Source organism: Streptomyces sp. NPDC021093 (genome assembly GCF_044333135.1).
Lineage (GTDB): Bacteria > Actinomycetota > Actinomycetes > Streptomycetales > Streptomycetaceae > Streptomyces.
Map to the genome: position 1 here is coordinate 331,234 of NZ_JBIRQJ010000006.1, position 18,763 is coordinate 349,996.

Annotated in this window: 14 protein-coding genes and 1 pseudogene; 7 read left to right on the forward strand and 8 right to left on the reverse strand. The window is 71.0% G+C overall.

All coding sequences use genetic code 11. The features are described from left to right. Nucleotides 1-306: 306 nt before the first annotated feature. Complete coding sequence (locus ACH4SP_RS20555; protein WP_398416879.1) at nt 307-1,500, forward strand: cation:proton antiporter; 1,194 nt, start codon at nt 307-309, stop codon at nt 1,498-1,500. 101 nt (nt 1,501-1,601) lie between these two features. On the opposite strand, the gene ACH4SP_RS20560 is transcribed toward ACH4SP_RS20555, so the two are convergent. Next, on the reverse strand, nt 1,602-2,744 hold the full coding sequence (locus tag ACH4SP_RS20560) for a PP2C family protein-serine/threonine phosphatase (RefSeq protein ID WP_398416881.1): 1,143 nt from the start codon (nt 2,742-2,744) through the stop codon (nt 1,602-1,604). Between the two features lie 106 nt (nt 2,745-2,850). On the opposite strand from ACH4SP_RS20560, the gene ACH4SP_RS20565 reads away from it, so the two are divergent. Next, nucleotides 2,851-4,098, forward strand: a complete 1,248-nt coding sequence (locus ACH4SP_RS20565) for a GNAT family N-acetyltransferase (RefSeq protein ID WP_398416883.1) — start codon at nt 2,851-2,853, stop codon at nt 4,096-4,098. A gap of 9 nt (nt 4,099-4,107) precedes the next feature. On the opposite strand, the gene ACH4SP_RS20570 is transcribed toward ACH4SP_RS20565, so the two are convergent. Continuing rightward, a complete protein-coding gene (locus tag ACH4SP_RS20570) occupies nt 4,108-4,938 on the reverse strand; it encodes an Fpg/Nei family DNA glycosylase (RefSeq protein ID WP_398416885.1) in 831 nt (276 codons plus the stop codon). 334 nt (nt 4,939-5,272) lie between these two features. Further along, complete coding sequence (locus ACH4SP_RS20575) at nt 5,273-5,761, reverse strand: ribose-5-phosphate isomerase (protein WP_398416887.1); 489 nt, start codon at nt 5,759-5,761, stop codon at nt 5,273-5,275. Nucleotides 5,762-6,016: 255 nt separating this feature from the next. Here ACH4SP_RS20575 and ACH4SP_RS20580 point away from each other — a divergent pair, with 255 nt between their 5' ends. Continuing rightward, on the forward strand, nt 6,017-7,588 hold the full coding sequence (locus tag ACH4SP_RS20580) for an amino acid permease (RefSeq protein ID WP_398416889.1): 1,572 nt from the start codon (nt 6,017-6,019) through the stop codon (nt 7,586-7,588). Here the strand turns inward: ACH4SP_RS20580 and ACH4SP_RS20585 are convergent. Further along, nucleotides 7,552-8,367, reverse strand: coding sequence for a hypothetical protein (locus tag ACH4SP_RS20585; protein ID WP_398417224.1), 816 nt, complete (start codon nt 8,365-8,367; stop codon nt 7,552-7,554). The two genes, ACH4SP_RS20580 and ACH4SP_RS20585, sit on opposite strands and share 37 nt — an antisense overlap. Nucleotides 8,368-10,497: 2,130 nt before the next feature. After that, a pseudogene (locus tag ACH4SP_RS20590) lies at nt 10,498-11,364 on the reverse strand (serine/threonine-protein kinase); the annotation flags it as partial. 71 nt (nt 11,365-11,435) lie between these two features. Between ACH4SP_RS20590 and ACH4SP_RS20595 the strand changes: the two are divergent. Then, the gene (locus tag ACH4SP_RS20595; protein WP_398416891.1) at nt 11,436-12,224 is read left to right on the forward strand and encodes a hypothetical protein; all 789 of its coding nucleotides are present in this window, start codon (nt 11,436-11,438) and stop codon (nt 12,222-12,224) included. Nucleotides 12,225-12,374: 150 nt separating this feature from the next. Here ACH4SP_RS20595 and ACH4SP_RS20600 read toward each other — a convergent pair whose 3' ends face one another. Continuing rightward, the gene (locus ACH4SP_RS20600; RefSeq protein WP_398416893.1) at nt 12,375-12,959 is read right to left on the reverse strand and encodes a biotin transporter BioY; all 585 of its coding nucleotides are present in this window, start codon (nt 12,957-12,959) and stop codon (nt 12,375-12,377) included. Between the two features lie 271 nt (nt 12,960-13,230). On the opposite strand from ACH4SP_RS20600, the gene ACH4SP_RS20605 reads away from it, so the two are divergent. The 3 genes from ACH4SP_RS20605 (at nt 13,231) to ACH4SP_RS20615 (ending at nt 17,042) form a co-directional block, all read left to right on the forward strand. Further along, nucleotides 13,231-14,619, forward strand: coding sequence for an amino acid permease (locus ACH4SP_RS20605; RefSeq protein ID WP_398416895.1), 1,389 nt, complete (start codon nt 13,231-13,233; stop codon nt 14,617-14,619). A 130-nt stretch (nt 14,620-14,749) separates the two neighbouring features. Next, nucleotides 14,750-16,201, forward strand: a complete 1,452-nt coding sequence (locus ACH4SP_RS20610; RefSeq protein WP_398416897.1) for an amino acid permease — start codon at nt 14,750-14,752, stop codon at nt 16,199-16,201. Nucleotides 16,202-16,394: 193 nt separating this feature from the next. Next, nucleotides 16,395-17,042 (forward strand): superoxide dismutase, encoded by a 648-nt coding sequence (locus ACH4SP_RS20615; RefSeq protein ID WP_398416899.1) that lies wholly within the window; start codon nt 16,395-16,397, stop codon nt 17,040-17,042. A 179-nt stretch (nt 17,043-17,221) separates the two neighbouring features. Here the strand turns inward: ACH4SP_RS20615 and ACH4SP_RS20620 are convergent, their stop codons facing one another. After that, nucleotides 17,222-17,755 (reverse strand): hypothetical protein, encoded by a 534-nt coding sequence (locus ACH4SP_RS20620; RefSeq protein ID WP_398416901.1) that lies wholly within the window; start codon nt 17,753-17,755, stop codon nt 17,222-17,224. 345 nt (nt 17,756-18,100) lie between these two features. After that, nucleotides 18,101-18,733 (reverse strand): DsbA family protein, encoded by a 633-nt coding sequence (locus ACH4SP_RS20625; RefSeq protein WP_398416903.1) that lies wholly within the window; start codon nt 18,731-18,733, stop codon nt 18,101-18,103. Between the last annotated feature and the right edge of the window lie 30 nt (nt 18,734-18,763).

Sequence of the window (18,763 nt, forward strand, 5' to 3'; positions counted from 1 at the left end):
TTTGTGGTTGGGGGGGGGGGGGGTGTGTGTGGGGGGGGGGGGGGGGGGGGTGGGGGGGGGGGGGGGGGGGGGGGCCCGGCCCCCCCCCCTCTGTGTGTGCGTGTGCCCGCGTGTGTGCGTGTGCCTGCGTGGTGTGTGCGTGTGCCTGTGTGTGCGTACGTGCCCGGGGACTACTTGCGACGTAAAACGTTCGGTAAACTAATTACTGACGGTTTCTTGACGCCGTCTTGACCAGTTTGCCCACCGCGCAGTGCCCCACCACACAGGAGGAGCGGCCCCATCGGACACGCAGACACCCTCATAGCCATGGGCGGCGCGTTTCTCGCCGCCGCCGTACTCGCCCGGCTCGGCGGCCGGATCGGCCTGCCGACCATTCCGCTGTTCATCCTGGCCGGGATCCTGCTCGGCCCGCACACCCCCGGCTGGGTGCTGCTGAAGGACCCGCACGACCTGGAGATGCTCTCCGCGCTGGGTCTGGTCCTGTTGCTCTTCTATCTCGGCCTCGAATTCCATCTCGACGACCTCAAAGAGGGCGGGCGCAAGATGGCGCTCGCCGGCGGCGCGTATCTGGCGCTGAACGTCGGCGCGGGTCTCGGCTTCGGCTTCGCGCTCGGCTGGGGCACCTCCGAGGCGCTGGTGCTGGCCGGTGTGCTCGGCATCTCGTCGTCCGCGATCGTCACCAAGGTGCTGGTGGACCTGGGGCGGATCGGGAACGGCGAGACCAAGCCGATCCTCGGCATCATCGTCGTCGAGGACATCTTCCTCGCCCTGTATCTGGCCGCGCTCCAGCCCATCCTGTCCGGCGCGGACAGCCTCGCCGCCGCAGCCGTCGACGCGGGCAGGGCGTTCGGGTTCCTGCTGCTGCTCGCCCTGGTGGCCCGGTTCGGTACGAAGGTCATCGGCAGGCTCATCGGCACCGAGGACAACGAGCTGCTCGTCATCTCCTTCCTCGGTGCGGCCGTCTTCGTGGCGGGCGTCTCCGAGTGGTTCGGAGTGGCGGACGCGATCGGTGCGTTCATGGTCGGTCTGATGCTCGGCAGCACGTCCTCGGGGCCGCGCATCATGAAGCTGGTGCATCCGCTGCGGGACGCGTTCGGTGCGATCTTCTTCTTCGCCTTCGGACTGTCCATCGACCCCGGTGACCTGCCGGTGGTGCTGTGGCCGGTACTGGCCGCCGTCGCGGTGACGCTGGTGATGAACGTGGTCGCGGGCGTGAGCGCCGCGAGGATCTACGGGTTCGGGGCGCAGCCCGCCGCGAACATCGCCACCACGCTGCTCGCCCGCGGCGAGTTCGCGCTGATCCTCGCGACGATGGCGGCGGGGGCTGGACTCGACGAGCGGCTTTCGCCGTTCATCGCCGGGTACGTGCTGCTGCTGGCCGTGCTGGGGCCGCTGGCCGCCGGGCAGTCGCACTGGCTGGCGCGGATCCTGCCGGGCCGGGACAAGGACCTGCCGCCGGGGCCCGTACCGCTGGAGAAGGAGCCTTCCGCGGCACGCTGACCGCTTGCCGTTCGCTGTTCCTGTCGCGCCCGTCGTCACCTCATAGAGGTGGCGGCGGGCGCTGTCGTGGTGGGCGGCCGGTGAGAGGGGTGGGAGGCCGGTCAGTTGCGGCAGAGCAGCAGCAGGGCGCGGTCGTCGTTGACGTCCTTGGCGACGGCTTCGATGAGGTGCCAGGCGGCGCCCTCGAAGCCTGCCGAGACGTAGCGGTCGGCCTCGCCGGTGAGCCGGTCGACGCCCTCGCTGATGTCGCGTCCCGGCGCCTCCACCAGGCCGTCCGTGAAGAGCATCAGGACGTCGCCGGGGGCCAGCACGCCCTTGCCCGGGTCGAACTCCGCGCCGTCGTAGACGCCGAGGAGAGGGCCCTCGCCGGACTTCTCCTCCCAGCGGCCGCTGCCCGCGTGCAGCTGGAGGGCGGGGAGGTGGCCCGCGGAGAGGAGTTCGTACTCGCCGGTCTCCAGGTCCAGGACCAGGTGGATGGAGGTGGCGAAGCCCTCGTCCCAGTCCTGGCGCAGCAGGTAGCCGTTGGCGGCCGGGAGGAAGTCGTGCGGCGGCAGCGAGCCGAGCAGTCCGCCGAAGGCGCCGGACAGGAGGAGTGCGCGGGAGCCCGCGTCCATGCCCTTGCCCGAGACGTCGGTGAGGACGACTTCGAGGGTGCGCCCGCCGTTGGTACGGGCGGCCACGACGAAGTCGCCGGAGAAGGACTGGCCGCCGGCCGGGCGCAGCGCCATCTCGCGGTGCCAGCCCTTGGGGAGGGCGGGCAGCGCGCTCTGTACGCGGATCCGTTCGCGCAGGTCGAAGAGCATGGTGCCGCCGCGTCTCCACGGCACTCCGACCCGGGCCCTGAACTGGGCGATGACCAGCCCGAAGAAACCGCAGGCGGCGACCGTGAGGACGGTGCCCGGGGTGACGCGGGCCGGTCCCTGGGTGTACGGGCCGAGCACGACGGACTCGACGATCAGTGCCGTCGCCGCGGCCGCGTACAGGCCCAGCAGGCTGGCCGGGCGCAGCAGCAGTCCGCCCGCGACGATCGGCAGCACCAGCATCGAGGGGGCGATCCACACCGGCGTCACGATCGTGCCGAAGGCGATGGCCGGGACGGTGAGGAGGAGGGCGGCGAGGGCGATCCAGTCGGAGCCGTCGCCGCGGAAGTAGTCGACCCCGGACCGGCGCAGCCCGTTGCGGACCCGGTGCGCTGACTTGCGCAGCCGGGCCGGGTACGAATCGACTCTCGTGGCACCGCCCATTGCCGTGGACCTTATCCACCCGCGCGGCCGCTTCGCAGGGGGACCCCCATGACATCGCGTTCGAAATGAGTGGCTTGTCATGGTGGGCCGCTGGTAGGCATGGCATATGACTACGGAACTGCGAGTACTGGCTCCGGCCGAGTGGGACACCTGGTACGCGACGTTGGAGCGGGCCTTCGGCGGGGTCGAGGAGTCGAAGGAGGAGCACGCCCTGTGGCGTGACCTGACCGAGTTCGACCGTTCGGTGGGTGTGTGGGACGGCGAGGCGTGCGTCGGGACGGCGGGCGCGTTCTCCTTCCGGATGACGGTGCCGGGCGGGGCGGAGCTGCCCGTGGCGGGCGTGACCATGGTCAGCGTGGCCGCGACGCACCGGCGGCGCGGTGTGCTGACGTCGATGATGCGCCGGCAGCTGGACGACGTGCGGGCGCGCGGCGAGGCGGTCGCGGTCCTCACCGCGTCGGAGCCGATGATCTACGGCCGGTTCGGGTACGGGGTCGGGACGTTCGAGATGCGGGCCGGGATCGACACCGCACGGGTGGGGATCGCGGTACCGGAGGGTACGGACGACATACGACTGCGGTACGCGCCGGTGACCGACGAGGTCGTACGGAACACGTGTGAGGAGATCTACGCGCGGGCCGTGGCGGGACGGCCGGGAATGCTCGCCCGGCAGCCCGGCTGGGAGCGGGTGCCGCTCCTCGACCCGGAGAAGGACCGCGACGGGGCGTCGGCGCTGCAGTGCGTGCTCGCGTCGGACGCCGAGGGTACGGTCCTGGGCTTCGCGCGGTTCCGGGTGAAGCCGGAGTGGAGCGCGGCCGGCGCGGACGGGGTGGTGCTGCTGGACGACCTGGAGGCGGCCGGTCCGTACGCCCCGCAGGCGTACGCGGCCCTCTGGCGCTTCCTCTTCGGCATCGACCTGACGTCGCGGCTGACGGCGCTGAACCGGCCGTCGGACGACGCGTGGCAGCACCTGGTGACCGACGTGCGGCGCAGCGCGGTGACGCTGCGGGACTCGATGCACGTACGGCTGGTGGACGTGGGGGCCGCGCTGGAGGCGCGTACCTACCGGGCGCCGGTGGACGTGGTGTTCGAGGTGGAGGACGCCTTCTGCCCGTGGAACGAGGGCCGCTGGCGGCTGACCGGCGACGCGAAGGGCGCGGTGTGCGCACGGACCGCTGACCCGGCGGAGATCGCCCTGTCGGTACGGGAGCTGGGCGCGGCCTACCTGGGCGGTGTGCCGCTCACCGGGCTCGCGGCGGCCGGGCGGGTGCGGGAGCTGCGCGAGGGGGCGGTGGCGGAGGCTTCGGTGGCGTTCGGGTCGGACGTGGCGCCCTGGCTGGCGCACGGGTTCTAGTCCCGGCTGTTACGGCTGCTGGCAGGTGGGGCACCAGAAGAGGTTGCGGGCGGCGAGGTCGGCGGTGCGGATCTCGCCGCCGCAGAGGTGGCAGGGCAGGGTGGCGCGGCGGTAGACGTACACCTCGCCGCCGTGGTCGTCCCGGCGGGGCGGGCGGCCCATGGCCTCGGGGGTGTGCTCGGGGCGGACGGTGTCGATCCGGTTGAGCCGGACGCCCTCGTGCATGAGGTCGACGAGGTCCTGCCAGAGGGCTGCCCACTGGGCGTCGGTGATGTCCCGGCCCGGGGTGTACGGGTCGATGCCGTGGCGGAAGAGGACTTCGGCGCGGTAGACGTTGCCGACGCCCGCGACGACCTTCTGGTCCATGAGGAGCGCGGCGATCGTGGTGCGCGAGGCGGCGATGCGGCGCCGGGCGCGGTCGGGGTCGGCGTCGGCCCGGAGGGGGTCGGGGCCGAGGCGGTCCTGCACCGCCTGCTTCTCGGCGTCGGTGATGAGGGTGCAGGTGGTGGGGCCGCGGAGGTCGGCCCAGGCGGTGGGGGTGGCGAGGCGGAGGCGGACGGTGTCCGGCTTGGGGGCCGCCTTGGCCGTCGACCCGGACTCCGTGTTCTCGAAGGCCACCTTGCCGAAGAGGCCCAGGTGGATGTGGACCCAGCCGAGGGGGCCGAAGCCGAGGAAGAGGTGCTTGCCGTGGGCTTCGGTGGTGGTGAGGGGGCGGGTGTCGAGGAGGGCGGCGGAGTCGGCGAACTTGCCCTGGGGGCTGGTGATTTGGAGGGGTTTGCCGGGGGTGAAGCGGGTGGCGTACTCGTGCGCGAGGCGGTGGATGGTGTGGCCTTCGGGCACGGGGGCCTCCGGGGGGACGGGACGGGCTCGCGGGGCGGGAGCGGGGTGGGGCGGTCGCGGAGGGGGCGTGCCGCAGCGGGGGCCGCCCCCTTGCCCACCCGTCCCGCCCCCCCGGGGGGGGCGGCCCCCGCTGCCCAAGGGGGCTAGGGGGGCGGCAGCGTCAGCCGCCCACGGGGGCTAGGGGGCAGGCAGTTAGGGGCGCGGGGAACTGCGCGATCAGCCACGACGCACCCGCACGGAGACACGCACCCGCCGCCCTGCGCCGAGCAGCCCGCACGAAGACCACCCGGAGCCCCGCGGCGGTCCGAGGGGGTGAGCCCCCGGACCCGAATACTCAGCCCTGCTGCGGGTGGTGGGACGGGATTTCGGGGAGCACGCCCGTCGTCTCGTACTCCGAGAGCATCTCGATGCGCCGCGTGTGCCGCGCCTCGTCCGAGTAGGGGGTCGAGAGGAAGATCTCGACGAACTTCACCGCCTCGGCCTCGGTGTGCATCCGGCCGCCGATGGAGATGACGTTCGCGTTGTTGTGCTCGCGGCCCAGGGCCGCGGTCTGCTCGCTCCAGGCGAGGGCGGCCCGTACGCCCTTGACCTTGTTCGCGGCGATCTGCTCCCCGTTGCCGGAGCCGCCGATCACGATGCCGAGCGAGTCCGGGTCCGCGGCCGTCTTCTCGGCGGCACGCAGGCAGAACGGCGGGTAGTCGTCCTGGGCGTCGTAGATGTGGGGACCACAGTCGACGGGCTCGTGGCCGTGGGCCTTGAGCCACTCGACGAGGTGGTTCTTGAGTTCGTATCCGGCATGGTCGGAACCGAGGTACACGCGCATGTGACGAGTGTGGCATGTGCTGCGCGGGGTAGGGCGCATCGGGGTAAGGACCTTGGTCCCTCGCGATTCGGGACGTACAGCCGTACATCCAGGGCCTTTGTCCGTACAACGATCCGGAATCAACTCTTCCGGAATGTCCCGGGCTCGGCTTGAATGCGGGGGCTCACAGGCCGCCGGCAGACCGGTTTCGCCTGCACCGAGCGTCATGACCCTGCGGCCCGACGACGTGCCCGAAGTAACGAATGAGGTTTGTGCATGAGTGCGCACCCGACCCTGACGGAGAAGCAGGACAGCAGCTCCGCAGATGGCGGCTCCGCCGACAACGGCGGCCTCCAGGCCGGTCTCAAGAACCGCCACCTCTCCATGATCGCAATCGGCGGCGTCATCGGCGCAGGCCTGTTCGTCGGTTCCGGTGCGGGCATCGCCGCCGCCGGACCCGCGATCCTCCTGTCGTACGCCCTGGTCGGCGCGATGGTCGTCTTCGTGATGCGGATGCTCGGCGAGATGGCTGCCGCGCGGCCGTCGTCGGGTTCCTTCTCCGCCTACGCCGACCAGGCGCTCGGCCGCTGGGCGGGCTTCTCCATCGGCTGGCTCTACTGGTTCTTCTGGGTCGTGGTGCTCGCCGTCGAGGCGACCGCGGGCGCGAAGATCCTGGAGGGCTGGATACCGGACGTGCCGCAGTGGGGCTGGGCCCTGATCGTCATGCTCGTGCTGACGGCCACCAACCTCGCCTCGGTCTCGTCGTACGGCGAGTTCGAGTTCTGGTTCGCGGGGATCAAGGTCGTCGCGATCGGTGCGTTCGTGGTCATCGGTCTGCTGGCCGTCTTCGGCGTGCTGCCCGGCTCGGACAACCCGGGGGCGGGATTCGCGCACCTCACCGATACCGGGGGATTCTTCCCCAAGGGGTACGGGGCGGTACTGACCGGCATCCTGATGGTCGTCTTCTCGTTCATGGGCTCCGAGATCGTCACGCTCGCCGCAGGTGAGTCCGAGGACCCGCAGCGCGCCGTCACCAAGGCCACCAACAGCGTCATCTGGCGCATCGGCATCTTCTACCTCGGCTCGATCTTCGTCGTGCTGACGCTGCTGCCGTGGAACGACAAGTCGCTCGTCGCGGACGGCGGTTCGTACGTCGCGGCCCTGGAGTCCATCGGCATCCCGCACGCCGGTCAGATCATGAACGTGATCGTGCTGACCGCCGTGCTGTCCTGCCTGAACTCGGGCCTCTACACCGCCTCCCGGATGGCCTTCTCGCTCGGCCAGCGCAAGGACGCGCCGGCCTCCTTCACCAAGGTGAACAAGCGGGGCGTGCCGCAGATCGCGATCCTGTCGTCGGTCGTCTTCGGCTTCGTCGCCGTCTTCTTCAACTACATGTGGCCGGACACGGTCTTCCAGTTCCTGCTGAACTCCTCGGGCGCGGTCGCGCTCTTCGTCTGGCTGGTCATCTGCTTCACGCAGCTGCGGATGCGCGGCATGATCCTGCGCGAGGACCCGTCCAAGCTGGTCGTGAAGATGTGGCTCTTCCCGTACCTGACCTGGGCGACGATCGCGATGATCTCGTTCGTACTGGTCTACATGCTGACCGACGACGCGGGCCGCACCCAGGTGCTCCTGTCACTGCTGGTCGCGGCACTCGTGGTGGGCTTCGCGCTGGTCCGCGAGGTCGTGCAGAAGAGGAACGGCACGCTTCCTCCGGCGGCGTCGGCGGCCTACGTGGCCCCGGTGGCCTCCGGGGCCACCGCGGACTCGGTGGACCCGGCGGACCCGGCGGACTCGGTGGACCCGGTGGATCAGAGCGGTACGAAGGACTCCGTCACCCGGTCGTAGTTGCGGAAGGCCTCGGCGCGGGCGGGGATCTCGAACCAGACGTTGATCTGGTACGACTTCCCGCCCGCGTTGAAGCCGGTCTGGCGGCCCTGCCGGGGCTTGCCCTCCTGGGCGAAGGTGTACTCCCAGATGACGGCCGGCCGCCCCTGGAACGTCGTCCGCTCCAGCCGGATCTTCCGGTAGTCCTGCACGTCGTGGGACTCCTTCTCGAAGTTCTCCCACTGTGTGAGCAGATCGCCGCCCCGTACGAGCGTGTACGCGGCGGCGATTTCCTGTGTGCCGTCGGGCGAGTGGTAGTGCACGTTCGACGGGCTGCGCGCGCTGCGCGTCCAGCCGGTGGGCGGCACCCAGGAGAACCCGATCTCGTTCCGGCTGCCCGGCCGGACCCCGGAGGTGGGCGGCCGGGCGGTCCCGGCGACCGTGGGGGCGACGGACGGCCTGCTGCTGCCGCCGCTACTGCTGCCGCTGTTGTTCTGGCCGGGGTCGTCACCGCGCCCCAGCAGCACGACGGTCACCGCCACACCGGCCACGAGGACTGCGGCCCCGGCGGATGCGAGGGCGCGGGTGCGGGTGCGGCTGCTGGTACGGGTGGGGGTGTGAGTACGGCGAGGGGCCTGGCCGGGGACGGGGCCGACGGGCCCTTCGGGTGCCGGAACCGGGAGTTCCGAAGCGGTACGGGGGCGGACCGGGACGTCTGTCGTGGGCTGTTCGAACGGGGCGGGGGCGGGTTCGGGCGCGGACTCAGCATCGGGAACAGCCGTGGGTGCGGGCGCGGGCACAGGCGCTGACGCGGATTCGGGCTCAACTGCAGATGCGGGTTCCACGTCTGCTGCGGGCCCGGGAATTGTGGCCGGGGCCGACGCGGGCGGCTGCCCGGGCGCCAGGGCCGAGGCATCGGGCGAAGGCCCGGGAGTCTCCTCGCCCGGCTGCGTGGCGGGAGGGGGAACGTAGGTGGGCCGAGAGGCCCGCGGAACGGCATCCTCGGGAGCCCCGGGGCCGGGCCCGGACACCTGACCGACTGCGGGCCCGGGTCCGACTCCGTGGCCAGGTCCGGGTCGGGGTCGGGGTCGGGGTGATGCTCCAGGTCCCGGTGACGCTCCGGCTCCGTTCGCGGGGCCAGGTCCGAGTCCGGCTGCGGGCGCAGGCCCGCCTGCCGCTCCGGCTCCGTTCGCGGGGCCAGGTCCTCCCCCGGTCACGGGCCCTGGTTCGACTCCGGACACGGGTCCTGGTCCGCCCGCTGACCCAGGTCCACCTGCCGGGCCGCCTCCGCTCGTAGGGCCAGATCCCGTCGCGGACCCCACTCCGCTCGCGGGCCCCGGCTCCACTCCGAATCCAGTCACGGGCTCCGGTCCACCTGCAGGCCCAGGCCCACCTGCGGATCCAGCTCCGTACGCCGGGCCAGGTTCAACTCCGGACACGGACCCCGGGCCGCCCGCTGACCCAGGTCCATCTGCCGGGCCGCCTCCGCTCGTGGGGCCCGGCTCGGCACCGGATCCGGTCGCAGGCTCCGCACCTGCAGGCCCAGGCCCACCTACCGCTCCAACTCCGTACGCCGAGCCAGGCTCGACTCCGGACACGGACCCCGGTCCACCCGCTGCCCCAGGTCCACCTGCCGGGCCACCTCCGCTCCCGGGCCCCGGCTCCACTCCGGATCCAGTCGCAGGCTCCGGTCCACCTGCAGGCCCAGGCCCGCCTACCGCTCCAACTCCGTACGCGGGGCCAGATCCGGATGTGGATCCAGCTCCGCTCGCGGGTCCCGGCTCGGCTCCGGGTTCGGTCGCGGGCTCCGGTCCGCCCGCCGGGCTGCCTCCGCTCTCGGGGGCGACTCCGGATGCGGGTCCGACTCCGGTCTCGGGCCCAGGACCGTCTACCGCTCCCGGCCCGTTCGAGGGGTCGACTCCGGATCCGGGCGCGGGCGTAGGCCCACCTGCCGTTCCGGCTCCGGTCGCGGGGTCCGGTCCGGCTCCGGTTGCGGCTGCAGGTGCGGGTGCAGGTTCCGGACCGGCTGCGGGGCCAGGTTCTGTGACCTGTCCAGCTCCGGACGCGGGGCTCGCTCCCGCTGCGGGGCCAGGTCCTGTCGCGGGTCCGGGGGCAGGTTCCGGTCCGGCTCCTGATGCGGGTTCCGGACCGGCTGCTTCGCCCGCTCCGTCCGTGGGTGTGGCAGTGGTCGCGGGACCCGCGCCGGCCGGCGTTCCGCCCGTCGGTTCCGTTGGGTCGGTGTCCGCGGCCTCTCGTGGTGCCGGCCTGCTGCGCCTGAACCGCACGCCTCGTCCGCCGGAACGGCCCGGAGCGGCGGCGGGGGTGGGGGCGGCGGGCGCTGCTCCCGCTGCGGTCCTGGCCTCTTCCCCTGCGGCCGCTTCCGGTTCTCCTTGGGCTGCGGGTGCCTGCCTCGCGCGACCCTCGGGTCCTGCGCCGGGGCCGTTTCCCGGCGGGATCCTCGGGTCGTTCGCCCGTACGGGCGCGCCGGTCTCCGGATCCGGTACGGGCTCCTGGCCGTGGTCCGGTGGTTCCGGTCGGCCCCCAGGCGACACCAACCTTGCCGGAACGCGTAGTTCCGTGGTCTCCGACCGGGGGGATCCCGCGGCCGCACCGGGCGGTTCGCCCCCCGGCCCGGTCTCGGGATCGGGCTCCGCTTCGGGCTCGCGTCCGACCCCTTCCCCGGGCCGCTCGGCCTCCGTCACCGGCTCCGGCTCCGGCTCCGGCCTCGGGAATGGCGGCGGAGAATCCACTCGGGTCGGCTCGTACAGGACCGGAGGGGCCGACGTCGGCGGGGACTGCGGTGCGGACGGCGTTCGCTCCTGCGTGGGGCCCTCCGGCCCCTCCGTCTCCCCCTCCCCCGGCTCCCCCGGCGCCCGCTCCACCAGCGTCGGTGTCCTCGGCGCAGCCGCCAGCGCCGTCAGCGACTCATGGAGTTCGTCCACGGTCGGGCGGGCTTGCGGGTCCTTGGCCAGGAGGGCGGTCAGGATCGGGATCAGCTCCGCGGCCGACGCCGGGAGTTGCGGCTCCTCATAGAGGACCGCGTGCAGCGTCGCCATCGTCGTGGGGCGGGTGAACGGGGACGTACCCCCCACCGCAGCGCACAGCGTGGCCCCCAGCGACCACAGGTCGGACGGCGCTCCCTGCGGGCGTCCGCCGACCCGCTCCGGCGCCATGTAGTCCGGCGAGCCGACCAGCATCCCGACGATGGTCAGCGCCGTCGTGTTCTGGATCGCGGCGATGCCGAAGTCCGTGAGGACGACCCGCCCGTTGCCCCGGCCGAGGAGCACGTTGCCCGGCTTGATGTCCCGGTGCAGTACCCCCCGTACATGCACCTCGCGGAGCGCCGCCGTCACCCCGAGCCCGATCCGCGCCGCCTCCTGCGGCGCCACCGGGCCGTCCTCCACGAGGAGTTGCTCCAGGGAGCGGGAATCCACCAGTTCCATCACGATCCACAGCCGTTCGCCCTCGTCGGCGACGTCGTAGACCCGCACCACATTCGGGTGGTCTATACGAGCTGTGGCCCGTGCTTCCCGCAAAGTCCTTTCCCGCCGAATTCGACTGTCCTCTGCATCCAGTCCGTCCATGCGCATTTCTTTTACGGCGACGGGGCGGTCCAAGATCTCGTCATAGGCACGCCACACCCGCCCCATACCGCCCTGGCCTATCGTCTCCCCCAACCGGTAACGACCGGCGACCAGTAACCCTTGTACCCCGCCACTCGTATATCCCGGCATCCCCGCCCCCTCCTCAGCACCTGCTGCGACCAGGACAGAAGCATTAACTTCCCACCATTGCATCACAGTTGGACGCAATCTTGTGGTACTCCTGCAAGTACAGCTGACGCTGTCCAGAATAAGGGGGCTGGGAAATGCTCGAAAAGATCGGGAAAGAGATCACCGGGAAACGTACGGGATCTTGTCTGGCGGTCGCGGCGGCGTCCGTTCTCCTTTTGCCGTACGGTGCGTTCGCCGCCGAGCCGACGCCCGGCAGTACTCAGGGCGGGTCTCCCGGCCCCAGCGCTCCGGCGGACCTGAAGATCTCCACCGAACTCCCCGGAAAGATTTCGGTCGACAACAAAACAGGAAAGACAAAAATCACCGCGACAGTGTCGAACAAGGGCACCAAGGCAACGGGGCAGATCACCATGGCCGTCGTCGGCTTCGACGGCCTGAAGGTCAACGGGGTGGCGGGCTGCGTGCCGATCCCGGCCAACAAGTTCCCGCCGGGCTCCAACAGCGGGTTCGCGTGCGTCGTCGCCGACCTCGCCGCGGGCAAGTCCAAGTCGTACGAGGTCGACGCGACCTTCGACCTCAAGAAGAAGGGGAAGATCTGTCTGCCGGTGACCGAGGGCACCAGCGAGAAGCTGCTCTGGCAGCAGGGCCCGGTCGACTTCGGCACCACGACGCCGACGCCGAACGCACCGGACACACCGCTGCTGCTCGGCACCTCGAACGTGCCGTTCGGGCCGGAGTCGCCGTCTCCGGCGTCGCCCGGGCCGACCTCTCCCGCACCGGGTGAGAGCAAGCCGGGGAAGCTGCCGCCGACCGGGGTGGAATCCGACGCGCTCCCGTGGGGGATCGCCGGCGCGGTGCTGCTTGCGGCGGGCGGAGCGGGCTTCTGGTGGTCCCGCCGGGGCCGAGGGGCCGGACAGCACTGAGGGATCCCGCAGGAGGTGTGTCGACTGCGGGTGCGTGGGGGCTTGTCGCGCAGTTCCCCGCGCCCCTGGGTATCTCCCCCTGCGCCCCGATGAACGAGAGGGGGCTCCCGGCAAGATGCCGGAAGCCCCCTCTCGTATGTACGGAACGGATCAGCCCTTGCGGCCCGCCAGCTTCCACGCGGTCGGCAGCGCGCCCATCGCCAGGGCCGCCTTCAGCGCGTCGCCGATGAGGAAGGGGACGACGCCCCCCGCGAGCGCCGCGCCCAGGCCCATGCCGTTCGAGGCCATCAGGTACGGGACGCCGACGGCGTAGATGATCGCCGAGCCGACCGCCATGGTGCCCGCGGTCCGCAGCACCGAGCGGTCGCCGCCGCGGCGGGCCAGCGCGCCGACGGCGGTGGCGGCCAGCAGCATGCCGATGACGTAACCGAAGGACGAGCCGCCCGGTCCCGAGGTGCCGTTCTGGAACCACGGCACGCCCGCCATGCCCACCAGCGCGTACAGCGCCAGCGCCAGGAAGCCGCGGCGCGCACCGAAGGCCGTACCGACCAGCAGCGCCACGAAGGTCTGCCCGGTGACCGGCACCGGGGTGCCCGGGACGGGCACCGCTATCTGGGCCGCGATGCCGGTGAGCGCCGCGCCGCCGACGACGAGCGCGATGTCTCGTACACGACTGGCGGGCAGCAGGTCGGCAAGGACCGCGCCGGGGCGGGTGGTTACGGCAGCAGTGCTCATCGGGACTCCGCAGGAGAGAAGAAGGGTGGGGGACATGGCGACGTTACCCAGGGCCCGCCGCCCGATCACCCTAGAGCGCCGACAAAGCCGAGAACAGAGGCTTGGTGGGGTTCGTACAAAGCCCCCGAGGTCGAAGTGGGGCGACGTGACGCGCGTCACTTGCGGCGGAGCGTATGAGATCCCTTTTGCACGCGGTGGCCGAACGGGGAGAGACTGTGGAGTCCTGCTAAATTCCACTGATCCTCCGTGGTCCTTCGAGAGTACGAGCGTCATGCAAGACCAGCAGCTCCGCACGCCCGGCCCCGGCGAGAAGGAGCCCCTGTCCGGCGGGCTCAAGCAGCGCCATCTGACCATGCTCGGCCTGGGCGGGGTGATCGGCGCCGGCCTGTTCGTGGGTTCGGGCGCGGGCATCGCCGTGGCAGGCCCCGGCATCGTCCTCTCGTACCTGATCGCGGGTGCCATCGCGATGCTGGTGATGCGGATGCTGGGCGAGATGTCGGCGGCGATGCCCGCGTCGGGGTCGTTCTCGGTGCACGCGGAGCGGGCGCTCGGCCGGTGGGCCGGGTTCAGCGTGGGCTGGCTGTACTGGTTCCTGCTGGTGGTCGTCCTCGCGGTGGAGGCGACGGGCGCGGCGAAGATCGCCAACGGGTGGGTGCCGGGGGTGCCCCAGTGGACCTGGGTGCTGATCTTCATGGTGGTCTTCACGGCCGCCAACCTGGCCTCGGTGAAGAACTTCGGCGAGTTCGAGTTCTGGTTCGCGGCGCTCAAGGTCGGCGCGATCGTGCTCTTCCTGGTGCTCGGCCTGCTCGCGATCTTCGGGGTGCTCCCCGACACGGACCCGATCGGCATGGCCAATCTGACCGGCGAGGGCGGCTTCCTCCCGCACGGCTGGTCCGGTGTGATCTCCGGTGTCCTCGCGGTGGTCTTCGCGTTCGGCGGCCTGGAGGTCGTCACGATCGCCGCGGCCGAGACCGACGACCCGGCCCGCGCGGTCGGCCGTGCCGTGCGCAGCGCGCTCTTCCGGATCCTGTTCTTCTACGTCGGCTCGATGCTGGTCATCGTGACGCTGCTGCCGTGGAACTCGATGACGCCGGGCCTGAGTCCTTACGTCGCGGTGCTCGACCGCATCGGCGTTCCCTCGGCCGGCACCCTGATGAACATCGTCGTCTTCGTGGCCCTGCTCTCGGCGCTCAACGCCAACCTCTACGGCTCGTCCCGCATGATCTTCTCGCTGGCCGAGCGCGGCGAGGCTCCCCAGGGGCTGCTGCGGATCGGCCGGGGCGGCGTCCCGCGCCGTGCGGTCCTCGCCTCCGTCGCCTTCGGTTTCCTCTCCGTCGTACTGAATCTGCTCTGGCCGGACACGGTCTTCCTCTACATGCTCAACGCGGTCGGCGCGGTGCTGCTCTTCGTGTGGGCGCTGATCGCCGTCTCGCAGCTGAGGCTGCGCCGCCGCATCGAGCGCGAGATGCCGGAGCGCCTCACCCTCAAGATGTGGGCGTTCCCGTATCTGACGTGGGTGGCGCTGGCCGCGATGGGGGTCGTACTGGTGCTGATGCTCCTCGACGACACGGCCCGGCCGCAGCTCTTGTGGTCGGCGGGGGCGACCGCGGCTGTGCTTCTGGTGTCATTGGTGCGGGAGTTGCGCGCGAGGCGTGCCTAAGCGTTCACCTTGTGTGAGCGTGGTGTCCGTATAGCGGTCGACTGTTCCCTCTGAGCGGTACGCATGCCGAGACTGTGACCCTCTTTCTCAGCTTGCTCCCCATCGACTCAGCTAGTGAACGGGCACGCCCATGTCTCGGACCTCCGCGCCCCCGCCGCCGCCACGTGCCGAAGGGGGGCCGGCCGACGCCGCACCGGCCGACGCCTCGCTCGGCAACGGCCTCAAACAGCGCCATCTGTCGATGATCGCCCTCGGCGGGGTGATCGGCGCCGGGCTCTTCGTGGGCTCCGGCACCGGAATCGCCGCCGCGGGCCCGTCCATCGTGATCGCGTACGCGATATCCGGCGTCATCGTCATGCTCGTGATGCGCATGCTGGGCGAGATGTCGGCGGCCAACCCGGCCTCGGGTTCCTTCTCGGTGCACGCCGAGCGGGCGATCGGGCCGTGGGCGGGCTTCGCGGCGGGCTGGTCGTTCTGGGTGCTGCTGTGTGTGGCCGTCGGCATGGAGGGCATCGGCGCGGCCAAGATCATGACGACCTGGCTGCCGGGGACTCCGCAATGGGCGTGGGTGGCCCTGTTCATGCTGGTGTTCCTGAGCGCCAACCTCGCGGCGGTGAAGAACTTCGGGGAGTTCGAGTTCTGGTTCGCCGCGCTCAAGGTGGGCGCGATCGCGCTCTTCCTGATCATCGGCGCGCTGGCGATCGTCGGTCTGCTGCCCGGCTCGGACGCCCCGGCGCCCGGCTCCGCCAACCTCACCGGCGAGGGCGGCTTCTTCCCGAACGGCAGCGAGGGACTGATCATCGGCCTGCTCGCCTCGCTCTTCGCGTACGGCGGCCTGGAGACGGTCACCATCGCGGCGGCCGAGTCGGAGAACCCGGTGCGCGGCGTCGCCAAGGCGGTGCGCACCGCGATGTGGCGGATCGCGCTGTTCTACGTCGGCTCGATGGCGGTCGTGGTCACGCTGGTCCCGTGGGACGACCCGAAGGTGGTCAAGGACGGCCCGTACGTCGCCACCCTCGATCACCTGGGCATCCCCGGCGCCGGCCAGATCATGAATGTGATCGTGCTGGTCGCCCTGCTCTCCGCGATGAACGCCAACATCTACGGTGCGTCCCGGATGGCCAACTCCCTCGTCCAGCGCGACCAGGGCCCCAAGTTCCTCGGCAAGGTCTCCGGCGGGGTGCCGCGCCGCGCGGTCGTCGCCTCCTCGCTGGGCGGCTTCCTGTGCGTGCTGCTCAGCTACTGGCGGCCCGACGACGTCTTCGTCTGGCTGCTGAACATGACGGGTGCGGTCGTCCTGGTCGTCTGGGTCTTCATCGCCGTCTCCCAGCTGATCCTGCGCCGCCGCACCGAGCGCGAGGCGCCCGAGAAGCTGGTGGTGCGGATGTGGCTGTATCCGGTGCTGACGGTGCTGGCGCTGGTGGCGATGCTCGGGGTGTTCGTGCTGATGGCGCTCCAGGAGGGCACCCAGGAACAGCTGTGGATGACGGTCGCCATGACGGCGGCGCTGGCCGCGCTCGGCTTCGTACGGCAGAAGGCGAAGGAGAAGGAGAAGGAGAAGGCGGGGACCGCCCGGGACTGATCCCGCTCTCCGGCCCTGTCGGAAGCCCGGTTCGCGCACTGTGCGCGGGCCGGGCTTCCGGTGTTTTCCGGGGCTCTCGACCCTTGGCCCTAGGCCCATTTACTGAGGCATACCTAAGCTGCTCAGTCAAATAAGTGCTGGTAGCGTGCAGCTGCATAAGACTTGCAATAAGCAATCGGAGGGGTCGGACGACATGGCCATTTACACGCTTCCTGAACTTCCGTACGACTACGCGGCACTTGAGCCCGTAATCAACCCGCAGATCATCGAGCTGCACCACGACAAGCACCACGCGGCTTACGTCAAGGGCGCCAACGACACCCTTGAGCAGCTTGCCGAGGCCCGTGACAAGGACGCCTGGGGCTCGATCAACGGACTGGAGAAGAGCCTCGCGTTCCACCTCTCCGGCCACATCCTGCACAGCATCTACTGGCACAACATGGCCAGCCCGAAGGACGGCAGCGGCGGCGGCGAGCCGACGGCCGCCGACGGCGTGGGCGACCTCGCGGACGCGATCACCGAGTCCTTCGGCAGCTTCGCGAAGTTCAAGACGCAGCTGACGAAGGCCGCCGCGACCACGCAGGGTTCCGGCTGGGGCGTTCTCGCGTACGAGCCGGTCTCGGGCCGTCTCATCGTCGAGCAGGTCTACGACCACCAGGGCAACGTCGGCCAGGGTTCCGTCCCGGTCCTGGTCTTCGACGCCTGGGAGCACGCCTTCTACCTGCAGTACAAGAACCAGAAGGTCGACTTCATCGAGGCCATGTGGGCCGTCGTCAACTGGCAGGACGTGGCGAAGCGTTACGCCGAGGCGAAGGACCGTACGCCGCTGATCACTCCGTGACCCGGAGCCGGTGGTGATCCCCGCCCGACCGGCGGGACCCCGAACGCCCTGCTCGTGATCGTCTTCTCAACCTTCACCGGGCGGGTGGATGAACGAAGAGCCCCTGCGAGGACATGACTCGCGGGGGCTCTTCTGCGTGCACGCGGCGGGTCGGCGGGGCGGCGGGTCGGCGCGGCAGGTCAGCGCGGCAGGTAGCCGGTGCGGCCGGTGGCAGTGAACTCCCTTGCCAGACCGGTCTCGTGGAGACGGGCGAAGTTCCAGGTCTTGTGGAACTCGACGCGGTAGTAGTGCGGGTTGGGGCGGACCACGCGGTACTGGACTCCGCGCACGGCCAGCCACCAGTCGGGGCTGGTGGAGGGGGCGATGCGGAGGCCCTGCCAGCCGTCGGTGCCGGACCAGTGGCCCGCCTCCGCCTCCATGAGGCGGGCGTTGACGGCTGCCCGTACGGGCGGGAGGGCGACGAGGGTGCTGGCGTCGAGGGCGTACGGGGCGCCGGTGCCGGCGAGGTAGTGGCGGAGGGTTCCGGCGGCTCGGCGCAGGCCGGTCAGCCACCAGAGGGCGGCGAGGGCGTAACACCCTGCCCGTACAGCTCGGTCGGTCGGGCGTACGGGCAGGGTGGCGTGGGGGGCATGGGGGGTGCTGTCCATGCCTATGCGGCCTATGCGGCCTGCGTGACCTATGTGGCTGTCGCCGCGTATCTCGCCAGTCTCCATAGGGGGACGGTACGGGGGTTCGGGCGGGGGTGCCTGCTGGGTGGGCCGGTCGGGGTCGGGGCACCTCAGGGGCGCGGGGGCGTGCGGTCGCGGAGGGGGCGTGCCGCAGTGGGGGGCCGCCCCCTTGCCCACCCTTCCCCAAGCTCTTAAGGAGCAGGGGAGACCCCACTGCCCCCGGGGGGCGGCCCCGCTGCCCAAGGAGGCTGGGGCGGGCTCACGGCCCAAGGGGCTAGGGGGCAGGCAGTTAGGGGCGCGGGGAACTGCGCGATCAGCCACGACGCACCCGCAGGTGACCACCCGCCGCCCTGCGCCGAGCAGCCCGCACGAAGCCCACCCGCCGTGCCCTCAGGTGAAGTCGGGGCCCTGGGTGCGGGTTCGCTTCAGTTCGAAGAAGCCGGGGGTCGAGGCGACCAGCAGCGTCCCGTCCCAGAGCTTCGCCGCCGCCTCGCCCCTGGGCGTCGGGGTGACGACGGGACCGAAGAAGGCCACCTGCTCGCCGTCCAGGCCCGGGACCGCGATGATCGGCGTGCCGACGTCCTCGCCCACGAGCGCTATGCCCGAACCGTGCGAGGCCCGCAGCTCCTTGTCGTACGTGTCGGACGTGGCGTAGGAGGCGAGGGAGGCCGGCAGGCCGACCTCGGCCAGCGCCTCCGCGATGACCTCGTCGGTGATGCCGCGGCCCTCGTTGTGGATGCGGGTGCCGAGCGCCGTGTACAGCGCGCCGGTGATCTCCTCGCCGTGCAGCTGCTGGGCGGCGATGACCACGCGGACCGGGCCCCACGCCGTCTTCAGGCCCTCCCGGTACCCCTCCGAGAGGCCGTCGCGGCCCTCGTTGAGCACGGCCAGGCTCATCACGTGCCAGCGGACCTCGACCGGACGCTGCTTCTCCACTTCGAGCATCCAGCGCGACGTCATCCACGCCCAGGGGCACAGGGGGTCGAACCAGAAGTCGGCGGGGACTTTCGCGGTCTGGGACATGTCTCTCCTCGTTGATGTTTCAAGCGTCGC

Coding starts and splice junctions, on each gene's coding strand:
- ACH4SP_RS20555 (WP_398416879.1), top strand. CDS start 307: ATGGGCGGCGCGTTTCTCGCCGCCGCCGTACTCGCCCGGCTCGGCGGC.
- ACH4SP_RS20560 (WP_398416881.1), bottom strand. CDS start 2,744: ATGGGCGGTGCCACGAGAGTCGATTCGTACCCGGCCCGGCTGCGCAAG.
- ACH4SP_RS20565 (WP_398416883.1), top strand. CDS start 2,851: ATGACTACGGAACTGCGAGTACTGGCTCCGGCCGAGTGGGACACCTGG.
- ACH4SP_RS20575 (WP_398416887.1), bottom strand. CDS start 5,761: ATGCGCGTGTACCTCGGTTCCGACCATGCCGGATACGAACTCAAGAAC.
- ACH4SP_RS20580 (WP_398416889.1), top strand. CDS start 6,017: ATGAGTGCGCACCCGACCCTGACGGAGAAGCAGGACAGCAGCTCCGCA.
- ACH4SP_RS20595 (WP_398416891.1), top strand. CDS start 11,436: ATGCTCGAAAAGATCGGGAAAGAGATCACCGGGAAACGTACGGGATCT.
- ACH4SP_RS20600 (WP_398416893.1), bottom strand. CDS start 12,959: ATGAGCACTGCTGCCGTAACCACCCGCCCCGGCGCGGTCCTTGCCGAC.
- ACH4SP_RS20605 (WP_398416895.1), top strand. CDS start 13,231: ATGCAAGACCAGCAGCTCCGCACGCCCGGCCCCGGCGAGAAGGAGCCC.
- ACH4SP_RS20610 (WP_398416897.1), top strand. CDS start 14,750: ATGTCTCGGACCTCCGCGCCCCCGCCGCCGCCACGTGCCGAAGGGGGG.
- ACH4SP_RS20615 (WP_398416899.1), top strand. CDS start 16,395: ATGGCCATTTACACGCTTCCTGAACTTCCGTACGACTACGCGGCACTT.
- ACH4SP_RS20620 (WP_398416901.1), bottom strand. CDS start 17,755: ATGGAGACTGGCGAGATACGCGGCGACAGCCACATAGGTCACGCAGGC.
- ACH4SP_RS20625 (WP_398416903.1), bottom strand. CDS start 18,733: ATGTCCCAGACCGCGAAAGTCCCCGCCGACTTCTGGTTCGACCCCCTG.